Raw genomic sequence first — 16,312 nt, 5'->3', positions numbered from 1 at the left:
AGCGCCGTTACTTCGACGTTCACTACTACCTGGAAGGGGCAGAGACGGTGGAGTGGGCTGCCAAGAGCGAGCTGGCGGTCGAGCAGGCCTATGACGACACCACCGACCGCGAGTGGCTGGCAGGCGAGGTGCGTGAGCGCCAGAAAGTCGGCAATGGTCAGGTGGTGATCTTCGAGAACGACGAGGCTTACCGCTTCGTCGGCGATGCGCCGGTGCGCAAGCTGATCATCAAGGTCACCGTCGAAGGCGGCTACTTCAAGAACAAATAACAAGCCGCCGGTTCTGCACTGATAAAAGCCGGAAGGGCGGGGCTCACCCTACAACCCATGCCCCGTCCTTTCGCTAGATAACTACAGGTCTGGAGATGCACCATGTCTGATTCCAAACGGAATACGATAGGCAAGTTTGGTCTGCTGTCGCTCACCTTCGCGGCGGTATTCAGCTTCAACAACGTCATCAACAACAACATCGAAATCGGTCTGGCCTCGGCCCCGATGTTCTTTCTGGCCACCATTTTCTACTTCATTCCGTTTTGCCTGATCATTGCGGAATTTGTGTCACTGAATAAGAACTCCGAAGCGGGTGTTTATGCCTGGGTGAAGAGCTCCCTCGGCGGTCGCTGGGCCTTTATCTCCGCCTACACCTACTGGTTCGTGAACCTCTTCTTCTTCACCTCGCTGCTGCCGCGGGTTATCGCCTACGCCTCCTATGCCTTTCTCGGCTACGAGTACATTCTCACTCCGGTGGCGACCACGGCATTGAGCATGGTGCTGTTTGCCTTTGCTACCTACGTCTCTACCAACGGTGCCAAGATGCTCGGTCCCATCACCTCGGTGACCTCGTCCCTGATGCTGCTGCTGACCCTCTCCTACATACTGCTGGCGGGTGCGGCACTGGTGGGCGGCGTGCAACCGGCCGACCCCATCACGGTAGAGGCCATGATCCCCGATTTCAGCTGGGCCTTCCTGGGTATTACGACCTGGATCTTTATGGCAGCCGGTGGCGCCGAGTCGGTGGCGGTCTACGTCAATGACGTGAAAGGCGGCTCCAAATCCTTCGTGAAGGTGATCATCGTCGCCGGGATCTTTATCGGCGTGCTCTACTCCATTGCATCGCTGTTGATCAACGTGTTCGTCCACAGCGACACCCTGAAATATACCGGCGGCTCGGTGCAGGTGTTCGAGGGGTTGGCGGCTTACTTCGGCTTGCCGGAGATCCTGATGAACCGCTTCGTCGGGCTGGTCTCCTTCACCGCCATGTTCGGCTCCCTGCTGATGTGGACCGCGACCCCGGTGAAGATTTTCTTCTCCGAGATCCCGGCCGGCATCTTCGGCAAGAAGACGGTCGAGCTCAACGAGAACGGCGTGCCCGCCCGCGCAGCCTGGATCCAGTACCTCATCGTGCTGCCGCTGATGGTGATCCCGACCCTGGGCTCCAACACAGCGCAGGATCTGATGAACACCGTTATCAACATGACCGCTGCCGCCTCCATGCTGCCGCCGCTGTTCATCATGCTGGCCTACCTCAATCTGCGCCGGAAGCTCGATCACCTGCCGCGTGAGTTCAAGATGGGTTCGCGCACTACCGGCATCGCCGTGGTCTCGGTGCTGATCGCCATCTTCTCGGTGGGCTTCCTCGCCTCCACCTTCCCGACCGGCGCCGACATCATGACCATCATCTTCTACAACGTCGGCGGGATCGTGATCTTCCTCGGCTTCGCCTGGTGGAAATACAACAGATACGAGGCCTCCCTCAGCGCCGAAGCGCGTGCCAAAGAGGCCCAGCCGACAGCACAGGTTGCCATGCAGACGCCATAGGCACGGCATTGAATCCCAATCAAACCGGGTGGCCGTTGGCCACCCGCAAACCGTTGAACCAGAAAAGGAAAAGAGAATGAGCGAGACGATCGAGTTTGCCGAATTCAAGCGGGTCGAGATGAAGGTGGGCAAGGTGCTGGAGGTGGTGCGTCACCCCGGGGCCGACAAACTCTACATCGTCCAGATCGACGTGGGTGGCGAGCGGCCGCTGCAGACCGTCACCAGTCTGGTGCCTTACTACAGCGAAGAGGAGCTGATGGGCAGCGAGGTGGTGGTGCTGACCAACCTCAAGCCCACCAGGATGCGCGGTGAGCGTTCCGAGTGCATGTTGCTCTGCGCCGAGACCCCGGACGAGAGCCAGAGCGTGCTGTTGCAGCCGCGGGTGCCGATGGCGCCGGGCACTCCGATCGTCTGAATGGTATTGCGAGCCGGTGCGGGAGACGGCACCGGTTCAGCAACGAGGCCGTCCACGCGGCCCGATCATAACAAGAGAGTAAAGCGCGGGGCCGACAGACCCTTGCCGAACACATCACAGAGTCACAGCGTTACCCGCAGGGAGCGCGAGTCCACTGGAGGACACCATGTCTGAATCCGTACGCGGCACCATAGGCAAGTTTGCCTTGTTGTCGATGACCTTTGCCGCCGTGTTCAATGTGCGCAACATCGTCAACAACAACATCGAGCTGGGGCTCAGCTCCGCCCCCATCTTCCTGCTGGCGACCATCGTCTACTTCATTCCGTTCGTCTTCATCATCGCCGAGTTCGTTTCGGCCAACAAAAACTCCGAGTCGGGGATGTACGACTGGCTGAAAAAACCGCTCGGCACCCGGATGGCCTATCTGGGCTCGTTTCTCTACTGGTTCGTGAACCTGTTCTGGTTCGTCTCCCTGCTGCCCAACGTCATCGCCTACGCCTCCTACGCCATGCTGGGCTATGAGTACAGCTTCTCGCCCATGGTCACTTCGATCATCTCCATCGTGCTGTTTGCGGCGGCGACCCATATCTCCACCAAGGGAGCTAGCTGGCTCGGCAAGATTGCCGAGATCGTGGCCTACGGTGTGTTTGCCCTGTTCGCCATCTATGTGCTGGGCGCCCTCATGGCCCTGAGTGGCGATCATGTGCCGGCCCAGCCCATCACGCTGGAGGCGATGACCCCTACCGTCAACTGGGCGACGCTCGGCATCATGTGCTGGATCTTCCAGGCGGCGGGCGGTGCCGAAACGGCAGCGGCCTACCTCAATGACGTGAAGGGGGGTCAGAAGTCCTTTATCAAGGTGATCATCAGTGCCGGTATCGTCATCGGTGCCATGTATGCGGTCGGTTCCCTGTTGGTGAACGTGTTCGTGCCGCGCGAGAGCCTCACCTATGCTGGCGGCATGGTGGAGATCTTCACCGGCATGGCCCAGTACTTCGGGCTCTCCGAGGCACTGGTGGGCCGCTTCGTCGGCGTGGTGCTGTTCATCGCCATGTTCGGCTCCATGATGATGTGGACCTCGGCGCCGGTGAAGATCCACTTCTCCGAGATCCCGCAGGGGGTTTACGGCGAGAAGACCACCCAGCTCAACGAGCACGGTGTGCCGGTGCGCGCCGCCTGGTGGCAGTTTGTCTTCGTGTTCGCGATGCTGGTGGTCAACGGCTTCGGCTCCGAGTCGGTGCAGCAGATGATGAACACCGCCATCAACCTCACCGCCGGCACCGCCATGCTGCCGCCGATCTTCATCATGGTGGCCTACTTCGTGTTCCGCTGGAAACATGACGACACCCCCCGCGACTTCCGCATGGGGTCGCGCAAGTTCGGGATGGGCGTGGTATCGGTGCTGATCGCCATCTTCGTGGTGAGCATGAGCGCCTCCGCCTTCCCGGCCGGGGTGGATCTGGTGCGCGCCTTCTTCATCAACGTCTTTATGACCGCGGTCTTCTCGGCGCTGGCCTACTGGTGGATCTCCCGTTTCGAGAAGCGGCAGGCCCGCAAGCTCGCCAGCAATGAGAAGAAAAGCGGCAACGGCAAGCTGGTCAGCCAGCGCTGATCGGCTGGGGGAAAAAGCGGAACGGGCGGCCTTGGTCGCCCGTTTTTTTATCCATTTAGCCCCGGTTTGGCGCTATCTGGCCGCGGGTCAGCAACTTCCGCTATGCGACAAAGCAAAGGCGTTAAGCATTGATGAACAATTAACCGCTGCACAACGTTGCGCCTCTCCGTTATCGGGGTAAGCTGGAGGTTCGTTTTAGCGGGAGGTGCCAGACATCTCCCGCTCTGTTTCTTGTCCTCCCCAATCCTGACTGTCGCCATGGCAGCAGGATGCCCTTCTGATGGAGACCTTTCGTGCGTCTGGATCCCTTTACTGTTGTGCTGATTGCGGTGGTCACCCTGGCCTCCCTCTTTCCCTGCGAGGGGCAGGTGGCTGTCTGGTTCGGTTTGCTGACCAAGCTGGCGGTGGCGCTCTTGTTCTTCATGCATGGCGCCAAGCTGTCGCGCCAGAACCTGCTGGCAGGCCTCGGCCACTGGCGGCTCCATCTGGTGGTGATGCTCAGCACCTTCGTATTGTTTCCGCTGCTGGGGCTGCTGCTCACCCCGCTGGTACCGAGCTGGCTGAGCCCGGCCATCTACCTCGGCTTCCTCTATCTCTGCGCCCTGCCGGCCACCGTGCAGTCGGCCATCGCCTTTACCTCGATGGCAGGGGGCAATGTGTCGGCGGCGGTGTGCAGCGCCTCGGCCTCCAGCATCCTCGGCATCTTCCTCTCGCCGGTGCTGGTGGGGATGATGATCCACGTGCAGGGGGAGGGGATCGACACCTGGCACTCCATCCAGTCCATCATGATGCAGCTGATGCTGCCGTTTGTGGTCGGCCACCTGTCGCGCCCGCTCATCGGTCGCTGGGTCGATAGCCATCGCCCGCTCATCGGCAAGCTGGATCAGAGCTCCATCCTGCTGGTGGTCTACGTCGCCTTCAGCGAGGCGGTGGTGCAGGGGATTTGGCATCAGGTAGGTTGGTATGATCTGGCCAGTATCGTGTTGCTGAGCTGCGTCTTGCTGGCGCTGGTGCTCTGCTGGAACGTCTGGATCAGCCGTCGCCTCGGGTTCGACAAGGCAGACGAGATCACCATCGTCTTTTGCGGCTCCAAGAAGAGTCTCGCCAACGGGGTGCCGATGGCCAACATCATGTTCCCCGCCGCCAGCGTCGGCGTCATGGTGCTGCCGCTGATGATCTTCCACCAGATCCAGCTGATGGTCTGTGCCGTGCTGGCGCGCCGCTATCACGAGCAGGGAGATTGATACTCGCGTCGTTTTTGCTGTCATAACAAGAGGGAGGCCCGTTGGCCTCCCTCTTCTCATCTGCATGCCGACCGGCGTGCTAGCGTTTGCGCCAGACGGTGAGCTGCGCCACCGTGTGCTGGTATTTGCGGGCGGTCTCGCGGATGACGAAAGGCACATCCCGGGGCGGGCAGTGCTCCTCGAACTCCGCCGCCAGCAGCCGTTGCAGCGCCTGATAGGTGGTAAGCGCCTCGCCGTTTTCGCGAATGCCGCCGAGCCAGTTGGCGGGCGGGGTATATTCCGCCAGCCAGGTATAGGGGCTGGTGAGCACCAGCAGGCCACCGCTGCGCAGTCGGGGAGCTATGTCCCGCAGGAAGCGGACGGGCTCCCGCAGCCGGTCGATCAGATTGGAGGCGAGCACCAGATCGTAGTGGTCATATTTGGGTTTGAGGTTGCAGGCATCCCCCTGACTGAAGTGGATGCGCTCAGCCTGACTCGCCCCCAGCCCGTGGCTCGACAGGCGCGCCTCGCAATACTCCACCAGTTCACCCTCCAGCGGAATGGCGTAGCGGAAACTGTCCTGGCTGGCGAGGGCCAGCGCCACATCGATGAAGCGGGCCGAGTAGTCGACCCCGTCCACATGCTGGAAGTGGCGGGCCAGTTCGAAGCTGGCGCGGCCGGTGGCGCAGCCGATATCCAGCGCCCGCTGGTGGTTGCTGCACAGCTCGCCTGCAAGATCAGCAAGCGTCTTGGCGTAGTTGGCTACCCCGAAGTGGCTCGGGCCGTACTGGAAGTCGAGGTACTGAGCGACCAGCGTGTCGGTTTCATAGGGATTCACGATAACGGGTTCCTGATAACGGGAGACCAGATAGCGGAAACCCGCATGCTGGAAGAAATGACGCCGGAAGGCGTAACGGGATGATTTGAGCGCTTCGTTACCCGTGCTGATCCAGCTGCCGCCCTTGATCAGGGTGTGCTTGCCATCAAAGGTGGGGGTGGAGAAGTCGTCGTAGAGCGGGTGGATTTTAAAGCCGTCGAAGCCATCGATGGCGGTGCTGGTCCACTGCCAGACATTGCCCACCAGATCGAAGAACTCCCCTTGCGGGCAGGCATCCACCGGGCAGGAGGAGGCGAAACGGGTCAGATTGATATTGCCGGGGGCCTCCGCCCAGTCCGGCTGATCGCCGGGAAGCTGCTCGCGCAGCAGCATCCATTCCGCCTCGCTCGGCAGCTGGATTGGCAGACCGGTGCGAGCTGCCTGCCAGCGGCAGAAGGCGGCCGCCTCCAGCTGATTCACCTCGACTGGCCAGTCCCATGGCATGGCGACCTGCTCGGTCATCAGCCGCAGTTGCAACTGCCCGGGTTCGGCGGGGTCGCCCACCCAGAAGGTGGGCATCTGTGCCTTGGCGTACTGGCACCAGCCCCACCCCTCCTCATCCCACCACTGTTGCTGGCCATAGCCGCCCGCCTGAACGAAGGCGAGGTACTCGGCATTGCTCACCAGCATGCGGCTGGCCTGAAACGGGGCCAGTTCGATATGGCGCTCGCCATATTCGTTGTCCCAGCCGTAGGTGGCGTCCTGCTTGCCAAGGCGCACCTTGCCGCCTGCCATCGGCAGCAGACTGTTGGCGGGCACCTGATCAATGCGGTGGCGGGTTTCGGTACAGGCGGGCCAATAAGGTTGCGGCCGCACCCAGGCGAGTGGCAACTGGCGGATCAGCACGCTGGAGGTCTCGAGGTGGATGCGCTCGTGCTCTATCCCCATCAGGATCACCCAGGCCGGGCTCTGCCAGTCGATGGGCAGGGTGAGCGGCATCTGGCGAATATAATCGCACACCAGCGAACGGACTTTGGCCCGATAGCTGCGTAGCTCGCTGACTTTGGGCCAGTCGTAGTGGGTCTCGTCCAGATCATCCCAGCTCATCTCGTCCACCCCGATGGCGACCATGGCCTCGATGCGGGCATCCAGCCGCTGGTCGATAAGGCGCGCCGCCAGCAGTTTATTGATGAAGAAGGCGGCGGTGTGGCCGTAGTAGAAGATGAGTGGGTGGCGCAGCGGGATCGCCTTGTTGAACCAGGCCCGCTCATCGGCCAGACAGTCGAACAGCGAGTCGTAGAGATCGAAGGTCTGGCAGAAGTAGGCGAGCAGCTCGCGCCGTTTCTGCTCGGGATCGCTGCCGGTCAGCAACGGGGTGCGAGTCGGCTCCGGCAGACCGGTGGTAGTGGCATAGAGAGGGCTTGCTTGGGTCACGCTCTGACTCCTTGTTGGCAATGAAGACTGACAAGACAGTGGTAATGACATTACCGCAATGGAGAGCTTGGTACGCACGAAGTACCACTATTGGCTCAACAGACCGACAGGGCAATTAAAAACTTCCACGGGCTGTCAGCATAGTGACCGGTAGAACGACCCGCCAATCAGCCACAATCATATCCGTTCGAGAATGGTTATTTTCACCAAAATATGGTCTAAATGGCTCTCTGAATTCTTCGGTTTGTTCTGGGTTTAATGGTTATTTCCTTTTGAATCATTAAGTTAATTTTTGGCTCACGCTTTGCAAAGCATGAAAACCAATTGGCCCTGGATGGCCAACACATAAAGAGGAGAGTAGCGATGAAATGGATGATGGTTGTCATGTTGATGGCTGGGCTCAGTGGTTGTCACTGGCTGGATCAGACCAGAGTGACCGGAACGGGAGCTGTGGTCGAGCGCCAGCAGGCGCTTGGTGACGGGGTGACCCGGGTGCTGGCGGGGGTGCCTGCCACCCTCCATCTGGTAGCGGGGGAGCCGCGCGGCATCCTGATCAAGGGGCAGGAGAACCTGCTGCCCTATCTGGAGCTGACCGAGAGCGGCGACAAGCTGGAGATCGAGGTGAAGGAGGGTTACCGGCTCGATCCTACCGAGCCGCTGGAGCTGACCATCACCTTGCCGGTGTTGAACGAACTGGCATTGGCCGGGACCGGCAACGGCGATCTGAGTGGCTTCAAGGGCGATGAGCTGGTGCTGTCGGTGGCCGGTACCGGTGACATCGTCGCCAGTCAGCTGGAGCTGAAACGGCTGGAAGGGAATATCGCTGGCACCGGCAGTCTGGAGCTGGGCAGCGGTTCGGCACAGGCCATCGAGTTGAACATTGCCGGATCTGGCGACGTGCTCGGGAGCGAGATGCGCGGCAACGAGGTAGAGGTCAATATCGCCGGCAGCGGTGATGTGGCTGTGCGGGCGCAGGAGACGCTGAAAGTCGGCATCGCCGGCTCAGGCAACATCGCCTACTGGGGCGATCCCAAGGTGGAGCAGCAGATCGCAGGCTCCGGCGGAGTGACCCGAGCGGGCAGTTGATATCAACCGATCACCACAACTGGAACAGGCCCGCAACGGGCCTGTGTTGATCAGAGGTGGCGGGCGTGAAAGCGCAGATGCGCCTCGATGAAGCTCGCCACGAAGTAGTAGCTGTGGTCATAGCCCTCGTGGCGGTTGAGCTCCAGCGGCCACCCCTTGCTGGCGGCTACCTCGGCCAGCGCATCGATATGCAGCTGCTCGGCGAGGAAGGGATCATCCAGCCCCACATCCACCAGTGTGGGCAGCGGTGTGACCGGCTGGTGGCGCAGCAGCTGGCAGGCATCCCACTCCTGCCACAGCAGAGGATTGCTGCCGAGATAGGCGCCAAGCGCCTTCTGGCCCCAGGGGCAGCGGCTCGGGTGGCAGATGGGGCTGAACGCCGACACCGAGCGATAGCGACTGGGTTCTCGCAACGCGGCGATCAGCGCTCCGTGACCGCCCATGGAGTGGCCACTGATGGCGCGTCGGGTCGAGACCGGGAAGTGGGTCTCGATCAAGTCAGGCAGCTCGCGGGTGACGTAGTCATACATCTGGTAGTGCGCCTGCCAGGGGCTCTGGCTGGCATTGACGTAAAAGCCTGCTCCCATGCCGAGGTCATAACCGGGATCGTCGGCTACGCCGTCGCCGCGGGGGCTGGTGTCCGGCGCCACCAGGGCGATGCCGAGCTCGGCGGCAATGCGCTGGGCGCCCGCCTTCTGCATGAAGTTTTCATCGGTGCAGGTGAGGCCGCTGAGCCAGTAGAGCACGGGCACCTTCTGGCCGGTGAGGGCCTGAGGCGGCAGATAGATGGCAAAATTCATCTCACAGCCGAGCACGCTGGCGTGGTGGCGATAGCGCTTGTGCCAGCCGCCGAAGCTCTTGTTGCTGCTGATAATCTCCAGATTCATCGAAGGACTCCTGCACCCCGCCCACGATAGCGGGCGGGGCGATCATGCTCAGTAGTGGATGACGGTGCGGATGCTCTTGCCTTGGTGCATCAGATCGAATGCCTCGTTGATCTGCTCAAGCGGCATGGTGTGGGTGATGAAGTCATCGAGGCGGAACTCGCCCTGCATGTAGCGCTGCACATAGCTCGGCAGTTCGCTGCGACCGCGTACCCCGCCGAAGGCGCTGCCGCGCCAGACCCGACCGGTCACCAGCTGGAACGGACGGGTACTGATCTCCTGACCCGCTCCGGCCACGCCGATGATGACCGACTCGCCCCAACCCTTGTGGCAGCACTCCAGCGCCGCACGCATCACCTTGACGTTGCCGATGCACTCGAAGGAGAAGTCGACGCCGCCGTCGGTCAGCTCGACGATCACCTCCTGAATCGGTTTGTCGTAGTCGTTCGGGTTGATGCAGTCGGTGGCACCCAGCTTGCGGGCCAGCTCGAACTTGCTCTCGTTGATGTCGATGGCGATGATGCGACCGGCCTTGGCCAGACGGGCACCGATCACCGCCGAGAGGCCGATGCCACCCAGCCCGAAGATGGCGACGCTCTCACCCTCTTTCACCTTGGCGGTGTTCATCACGGCGCCGATGCCGGTGGTGACGCCGCAGCCGAGCAGGCAGACCTCTTCCAGCGGGGCGGCCGGGTCCACCTTGGCGATGGAGATCTCCGGCAGTACCGTGTATTCGCTGAAGGTGGAGGTGCCCATGTAGTGATAGATGGGCTGGCCATCTTTCGAGAAGCGGGTGGTGCCGTCCGGCATCAGCCCCTTGCCCTGGGTGGTGCGGATCTTCTGGCAGAGGTTGGTCTTGCCGGATTTGCAGAATTTGCACTCGCCGCACTCGGGGGTGTAGAGCGGGATCACGTGATCCCCCACTTTGACGGTGGTGACCCCTTCGCCGACGGATTCGACGATGCCGCCCCCCTCGTGGCCGAGAATGCAGGGGAAGACCCCTTCCGGATCCTCACCGGAGAGGGTGAAGGCATCGGTGTGGCAGACGCCGGTCGCGACGATACGCACCCGCACCTCGCCCGCTTGCGGCGGCATGACCTCGACCTCTTCGATGGAGAGGGGCTGACCCGGGCCCCAGGCGATGGCGGCTTTACACTTGATGCTTTGAACCTGTGCCATGAATGACATCCTTCTTGTTGAGCAGGGTGAACAGAGATGAGTTCGGACATCCAGTGTAGTTTCCCGCCGATTTGGTGATAATGAGGGCAAATCTCAAATCACTTTTACACACAGGTAATAATGTTCGGCTGGGAAGGGATCTGTGAATTTGTCAGCGTGGCGGAGCAGGGGGGCTTTACCCCGGCGGCGCGCAAGCTGGGAGTGTCGGTGGCGCAGGTCAGCCGTCAGGTGGCACAGCTGGAAGATCGGCTGCAGGCCAAGCTGCTGCTGCGCACCACCCGTCAGGTGCGGCTCACCGAACTTGGCGAGATTTACTATCGCCACTGTCGTCAGCTGCTGGACAACCTCTACGAGGCGGAGCTGGCGGTGGGGCGCCATCAGGCGGTACCGCAAGGGTCGCTGCGCATCACGGCACCCGTCTCCTACGGCGAGAGCCGCATCGCCCCGCTGGTAAACGACTTCATGGTGCGTTTCCCCCAGCTGGAGGTGACCCTCAACCTCACCAACCAGCTGCTGGACCTGGTGCACGAAGGCTACGATCTGGCGCTGCGGCTTGGCCACCTCAAGGATTCGACGCTGGTGGCACGCAAGCTGGCGCAGCGGGTGCCCTATGTCTGCGCCTCACCGGCCTACACCGCTCGCCACGGCATGCCCAACAGCCTCTCCGAGCTGACCCGCCACACCTGTCTGGTGGGCAACAGCGACGAGTGGCACTTCACTCTGGATGGCCGCCCCCACAGCGTGCGGGTGCGCGGCCTGCTGCAGTGCAACAGCGGCCACGCCCTGCTGGATGCGGCGCTCAAGGGAATCGGCATCATCCAGCTGCCGGACTACTACGTGAGCGACCATCTGGCCCGAGGCGAATTGATCGAGCTGCTGCCCGAACTGCGGGCCCCGGCGGAGGGGATCTGGGCCCTCTATCCCCATAACCGCCACCTCTCCCCCAAGGTGCGGATGCTGGTGGACTACCTCGCCGAGCGGCTGAGCGACCCGCACCAACCGGCACTGGTGATGCCTATAGGCTAGGGCGTCTCTCGCTCGTTGGCTCACTGGTGGAAATCTCATGGCCAGAAAATAAAAGAGCCCTTGAGGAATCAAGGGCTCTTTTGCAGGCAACAACCGGATAGTCAGCGACCCATCATTCGATGTTTTGGATCTGCTCGCGCATCTGCTCGATCAGGACTTTCAGCTCGACGGCGGACTGGGTCACTTCGGCGTTGATGGACTTGGAGCCAAGCGTGTTCGACTCGCGGTTGAACTCCTGCATCATAAAGTCGAGACGACGGCCGCAGGCGCCACCCTTTTTCATGATCTTGTTGGTTTCGCTGATGTGCATCTCCAGACGATCCAGCTCTTCGGCCACGTCGATCTTCTGGGCCAGCAGCACGATCTCCTGCTCGATGCGGGCCGGATCCAGCTCGACCTTGGCTTCGGCCAGACGATCGGTGAGCTTCTGGCGCTGCCATTCGATGATCTGTGGCAGGTGTTCGCGCACCTTCTTCACTTCCACCTGAATACCGGCCAGACGCTGTTCGATCAGCGCCTTGAGGTTGGCCCCTTCGCTGGCGCGGGAGGCGAGGAAATCTTCCATGGTCTGGTCAAAACCGCCGAGCAGCTCGGTGGCAACCGCGTCCATGTCCTGTTCGGCGGCAGCCATGACACCCGGCCAGCGCAGCACGTCGACCGGGTTGAGCTGGCCCTGGCCCGCCTCTTTCATTACCCAGTTGGCGCTGTCGATGATCAGCTTGGCCAGCTCTTCATTAATGTGCAGCTGGCTGGCAGCGGCCTGAGCGGCTTCGAAACGCAGGTTGCACTCCACCTTGCCGCGCTGCAGCTTGGCGCGGAAACGCTCACGCAGAACCGGTTCCAGGCTGCGCAGTTGCTCCGGCAGGCGAATGTAGGTTTCCAGATAGCGCTGGTTTACCGAACGAATTTCCCAAACGGCTGTGCCCCAGTCGCCCTTGAGTTCCTTGCGGGCGTAGGCGGTCATGCTGTGAATCATTGATTGTTCCGGGCTTGATGAAGTGTGGCGGGATTATACCCAGCGGGGGCCGATGCGTCAGCCGAAGTGTTGGTTTTAGCGGCTGATATTTGGGCCGCGATGGCTTATACTCCTGCGCCAATTCAGCCAGCCCAGAGGTCCGTCCCATGTCACGTCCAAGCGATCGCACTGCCGCGCAGCTTCGTCCGGTCACCATTACCCGCCACTTCACCAAGCATGCTGAAGGGTCCGTGCTGGTGGAGTTCGGTAACACTCGCGTGCTCTGCACCGCCAGCGTCGACACCAGCGTGCCGCGCTTCCTGAAAGGGAAGAACCAGGGCTGGGTGACTGCTGAGTACGGCATGCTGCCGCGCTCCACCCACTCCCGGATGAACCGCGAAGCGGCCTCCGGCAAGCAGAGTGGCCGTACTCTGGAGATCTCCCGTCTGATCGCCCGCTCCCTGCGCGCCGCGGTAGATCTGACTGCGCTGGGCGAGCACTCCATCACAGTTGACTGTGACGTGCTGCAAGCCGATGGCGGCACCCGCACTGCTTCCATTACCGGTGCCTGCGTGGCGCTGGTGGATGCGCTGAACTGGATGGTCGAGAGGGGCATGATCAAGCAGAGCCCGCTCAAGCAGATGATCGCCGCCGTCTCCGTCGGCATGTATCAGGGCGAAGCCATCTGCGATCTGGAGTATATCGAAGACTCTGCCGCCGAGACCGACATGAACGTGGTGATGACCGAAGATGGTCGCATCATCGAGGTGCAGGGCACCGCGGAGGCCGAGCCCTTCACCCACGAAGAGCTGCTGGAGATGCTGGCGCTCGCCAAGGGCGGCATCGCCGACATCATTGCGCTGCAGAAGCAGTCGCTCTCCTGATTTTAAAAACGCGGCATTGACCGCGTTTTTTTATACCCCCACACAAGACAACGACAAGCCAAGCAAGGAGCCAGAATGAAAGCCTACCAGCGTCAATTTATCGAGTTCGCCCTGGAGAAACAGGTCCTCAAATTCGGTGAATTTACCCTGAAATCCGGTCGTAAAAGCCCCTACTTCTTCAACGCCGGTCTGTTCAACAGCGGCCGCGATCTGGCCCGTCTCGGCCGCTTCTATGCCGCCGCGTTGATGGATGCCGGCATCGAGTTCGATGTGCTGTTTGGCCCGGCCTACAAGGGGATCCCCATCGCCTCCGCCACCGCCGTGCAGCTGGTGGAGCAGCACGATGTGGACGTGCCCTGGTGCTTCAATCGCAAGGAGGCCAAGGATCACGGCGAGGGTGGCAATCTGGTGGGCAGCCCGCTCAAGGGGCGCATCATGCTGGTGGACGACGTCATCACCGCCGGCACCGCCATCCGCGAATCCATGGATCTGATCCAGGCCAACGGCGCCTCGCTGGCGGGCGTGCTGATCGCGCTGGATCGTCAGGAGAAGGGCAAGGGCGAGCTCTCCGCCATTCAGGAGGTGGAGCGTGACTACGGCGCCCACATCATCGCCATCATCCAGATGAGCGATCTCATCGCCTATCTTGAAGAGAAGCAGGCCGAGCAGCCGGAGCTGGCGGCGCAACTGGCGGCCATGAAGGCTTACCGCGCCCAGTACGGTATCTGAGTTCCGCTCACACCGCGCAATAGCTGAATGCGGCGCCCGTTTGTTCTCTGGCAGCAAACGGGCGCCGTTTTTTCATCTGCAAAAAGTGGATCATGTGGCTTGAGCTTACCCTTACAGTAAAGGTTAGGGTTTGCCTGTCGGCGTTTTGTGGTGTCGACGGGTTCCGGGGAGGAACAACATGACCACTCATCTTCAATCACCCATTCATCTGCAGTTGCCGCTCAGCGGCATGAGCTGCGCCAACTGCGCAGGCCGCATCGCGACCAGCCTCAACAAACTCGACGGGGTATCGGCCACCGTCAACTTCGCGCTGGAGCTGGCGGCCATCGAGTTGGCCAGCCCCGACCGTCTGCCTGCGGTGCTCGACAGCATCAAGAGTCAGGGTTACGACTACGGTAGCGAGACCTTTTTGTTTCAAATTACCGGCATGACCTGTGCCGGTTGTTCAGCTCGGCTGAACAAGGTGCTGGCCGCGCTGCCCGGCGTTATCTCGGCCGAGGTCAACTTCTCCATCGAACAGGCCCGGATCGTGCTGGTGCCCGGGATGCAGACGCCGGCCGCTTTGCGCGAGCAGATCGAGGCGCTCGGCTTTGGCGCCCAGCTGGCACAAGGCTCGGCCAGCGGCCGCCGCCAGCAGTTGCTGGAGCGGGAAGCGCAGGAGGCCGCCACTGCCCGTCAGGCGCAAACCCGGGTCATCGTCTCGGCTTTGCTGACGTTGCCGCTGCTGGTGGGGATGCTGGCCATGGCCGGACTGTTCCCCTGGCATCTGCCCGCCTGGCTAGAGCTGCTGCTCGCCACCCCGGTGCAGTTCTGGATCGGCGCCCGCTTCTATCGCGGCGCCTGGCTCGCCATCAAGAACCGCGCAGCCAATATGGATGTGCTGGTGGCCACCGGTACCAGCGCCGCCTACTTCTACAGCCTCTATCTGTTGTTGACGCTGGGGATGGCTGCCAGCGGCAAGCTCTACTTCGAGGCGAGCGCCATCATCATTACCCTGATTTCGTTGGGGAAACTGCTGGAGGCTCGGGCCAGACGCAGCACCCAGTCCGCCATTCGCGAACTGATGGCGCTGCGGCCGGAAACCGCCACCGTCTGGCGTGGCGAGAGCTGGCAGAGCGTCGCCATTGACGAGGTGCTGCGCGGCGATCGGCTGCGGGTGCTGGTGGGTGAGCGGGTGCCGGTGGACGGCAAAATCGTGAGCGGCGCCAGCGAGCTGGACGAGTCGATCCTCACCGGCGAGAGCCTGCCGGTGCCGCGCGGCGAGGGCGACAAGGTGCTGGGCGGTGCCATCAACCGCTCCGGCGTGCTGGAGATCGAAGCCACCACGGTGGGGGAGGACTCCAGCCTCAGCAAGATCATCGCATTGGTGGAGAGCGCCCAGATGGGCAAGGCCCCGCTGCAACAGCTGGTGGACAAGGTTTCCGCCGTGTTCGTGCCGGTGGTGATGGCCATCGCCCTGTTCACCCTGCTGGTGTGGTACGCCATCAGCAACGACTTCGGTCAGGCCCTGCTGGCAGCGGTGGCGGTGCTGGTGATCGCCTGCCCCTGTGCGCTGGGGCTGGCGACCCCGGCGGCCATCGTCACCGGTACCGGCGTCGCGGCGCGCCACGGCATTCTGATCAAGGATGTGGATACCCTGCAGAAGGCCCACGCCATCAAGGCGCTGATCTTCGACAAGACCGGCACGCTCACTCAGGGCAAGCCGGTGCTAGCCAGCTGGAGCGGCAATGACGAGCAACTGCGCCTCGCCGCCGCCCTGCAGCAGGCGAGCGAACACCCGCTGGCGCTGGCCATGCGGGAGGCCGTCGGCACAGAAGTGGCGTTGCCCCAGCCGGAGGCGGTGGAAGTGCGGGTCGGGGCCGGTATTGTCGGTCAGGTAGCGGGTCACACAGTCGCCATCGGTAATGGCTCCCTGCTGGCCCAGCTCGGCATTGAACCGCCGCAACAGGATGAACAAGCCGCCGATGGCGCGACCCGGGTTTGGGTGGCCATCGACGGCACGGTGGCTGGTATCGCCGCACTGGCCGATACCCTGCGCCCCGAGAGCCCGGAAGCCATCGCCACCCTGCGCCAGCGCGGCATCGCCAGCTGGCTGGTGAGCGGCGATGCACCGGCGCCGGTGGCCCATATTGCCGCCAAGCTGGGGCTGGACGGGGCCTTTGACTCCGTGCTGCCAGCGGGCAAGGTGGAGAAAGTGGGGGCGCTGCGGGCGCAAACCCGCGGGCTGGTGGCTATGGTGGGGGACGGGGTG

14 protein-coding genes are annotated in these 16,312 nt (G+C 62.1%); 10 read left to right on the top strand and 4 right to left on the bottom strand.

Annotated elements, in window-relative coordinates; all coding sequences use genetic code 11:
* The 5 genes from AB5Y92_RS17180 to AB5Y92_RS17160 form a co-directional block, all read left to right on the top strand.
* A partial coding sequence (locus tag AB5Y92_RS17180; RefSeq protein WP_368227231.1) for a YhcH/YjgK/YiaL family protein occupies positions 1-269 on the top strand: 269 nt, incomplete at its 5' end.
* A 102-nt stretch (positions 270-371) separates the two neighbouring features.
* Positions 372-1,817 carry an amino acid permease gene (locus tag AB5Y92_RS17175; protein ID WP_120416240.1) on the top strand — a complete coding sequence of 482 codons (1,446 nt, stop codon included), beginning with the start codon at positions 372-374 and terminating at the stop codon, positions 1,815-1,817.
* 76 nt (positions 1,818-1,893) lie between these two features.
* Positions 1,894-2,232: a tRNA-binding protein gene (locus tag AB5Y92_RS17170; protein WP_026080427.1), complete on the top strand. Its 339-nt coding sequence runs from the start codon at positions 1,894-1,896 to the stop codon at positions 2,230-2,232.
* A gap of 166 nt (positions 2,233-2,398) precedes the next feature.
* Positions 2,399-3,844 (top strand): amino acid permease, encoded by a 1,446-nt coding sequence (locus tag AB5Y92_RS17165; protein WP_110304604.1) that lies wholly within the window; start codon positions 2,399-2,401, stop codon positions 3,842-3,844.
* 293 nt (positions 3,845-4,137) lie between these two features.
* Positions 4,138-5,088 carry a bile acid:sodium symporter family protein gene (locus tag AB5Y92_RS17160; protein ID WP_368227230.1) on the top strand — a complete coding sequence of 317 codons (951 nt, stop codon included), beginning with the start codon at positions 4,138-4,140 and terminating at the stop codon, positions 5,086-5,088.
* 79 nt (positions 5,089-5,167) lie between these two features.
* Here the strand turns inward: AB5Y92_RS17160 and ovoA are convergent, their stop codons facing one another.
* Positions 5,168-7,318 carry a 5-histidylcysteine sulfoxide synthase gene (gene ovoA, locus AB5Y92_RS17155; protein WP_368227229.1) on the bottom strand — a complete coding sequence of 717 codons (2,151 nt, stop codon included), beginning with the start codon at positions 7,316-7,318 and terminating at the stop codon, positions 5,168-5,170.
* A gap of 363 nt (positions 7,319-7,681) precedes the next feature.
* On the opposite strand from ovoA, the gene AB5Y92_RS17150 reads away from it, so the two are divergent.
* Positions 7,682-8,404 carry a head GIN domain-containing protein gene (locus tag AB5Y92_RS17150; RefSeq protein WP_245097157.1) on the top strand — a complete coding sequence of 241 codons (723 nt, stop codon included), beginning with the start codon at positions 7,682-7,684 and terminating at the stop codon, positions 8,402-8,404.
* A gap of 50 nt (positions 8,405-8,454) precedes the next feature.
* On the opposite strand, the gene fghA is transcribed toward AB5Y92_RS17150, so the two are convergent.
* Complete coding sequence (fghA, locus tag AB5Y92_RS17145) at positions 8,455-9,291, bottom strand: S-formylglutathione hydrolase (RefSeq protein ID WP_236767295.1); 837 nt, start codon at positions 9,289-9,291, stop codon at positions 8,455-8,457.
* A 48-nt stretch (positions 9,292-9,339) separates the two neighbouring features.
* Positions 9,340-10,467 (bottom strand): S-(hydroxymethyl)glutathione dehydrogenase/class III alcohol dehydrogenase, encoded by a 1,128-nt coding sequence (locus AB5Y92_RS17140; protein ID WP_368227228.1) that lies wholly within the window; start codon positions 10,465-10,467, stop codon positions 9,340-9,342.
* 120 nt (positions 10,468-10,587) lie between these two features.
* On the opposite strand from AB5Y92_RS17140, the gene AB5Y92_RS17135 reads away from it, so the two are divergent.
* Positions 10,588-11,493, top strand: coding sequence for a LysR substrate-binding domain-containing protein (locus tag AB5Y92_RS17135; RefSeq protein WP_043851532.1), 906 nt, complete (start codon positions 10,588-10,590; stop codon positions 11,491-11,493).
* 112 nt (positions 11,494-11,605) lie between these two features.
* Here AB5Y92_RS17135 and AB5Y92_RS17130 read toward each other — a convergent pair whose 3' ends face one another.
* Positions 11,606-12,469, bottom strand: a complete 864-nt coding sequence (locus AB5Y92_RS17130; protein ID WP_216959886.1) for a YicC/YloC family endoribonuclease — start codon at positions 12,467-12,469, stop codon at positions 11,606-11,608.
* A 146-nt stretch (positions 12,470-12,615) separates the two neighbouring features.
* Between AB5Y92_RS17130 and rph the strand changes: the two genes are divergently transcribed.
* The 3 genes from rph to AB5Y92_RS17115 all read left to right on the top strand — a co-directional run.
* Positions 12,616-13,332, top strand: coding sequence for a ribonuclease PH (gene rph, locus AB5Y92_RS17125; protein WP_368227227.1), 717 nt, complete (start codon positions 12,616-12,618; stop codon positions 13,330-13,332).
* A gap of 75 nt (positions 13,333-13,407) precedes the next feature.
* The gene (gene pyrE, locus AB5Y92_RS17120; protein ID WP_005356114.1) at positions 13,408-14,061 is read left to right on the top strand and encodes an orotate phosphoribosyltransferase; all 654 of its coding nucleotides are present in this window, start codon (positions 13,408-13,410) and stop codon (positions 14,059-14,061) included.
* A 178-nt stretch (positions 14,062-14,239) separates the two neighbouring features.
* On the top strand, positions 14,240-16,312 hold a 2,073-nt coding region (locus AB5Y92_RS17115), incomplete at its 3' end, for a heavy metal translocating P-type ATPase (protein WP_368227226.1).

The sequence above is a fragment of the Aeromonas sp. R1-1 genome (genome assembly GCF_040908495.1).
Taxonomy (GTDB): domain Bacteria; phylum Pseudomonadota; class Gammaproteobacteria; order Enterobacterales; family Aeromonadaceae; genus Aeromonas; species Aeromonas veronii.
This window is presented reverse-complemented; position numbering and strand designations above follow the sequence as displayed.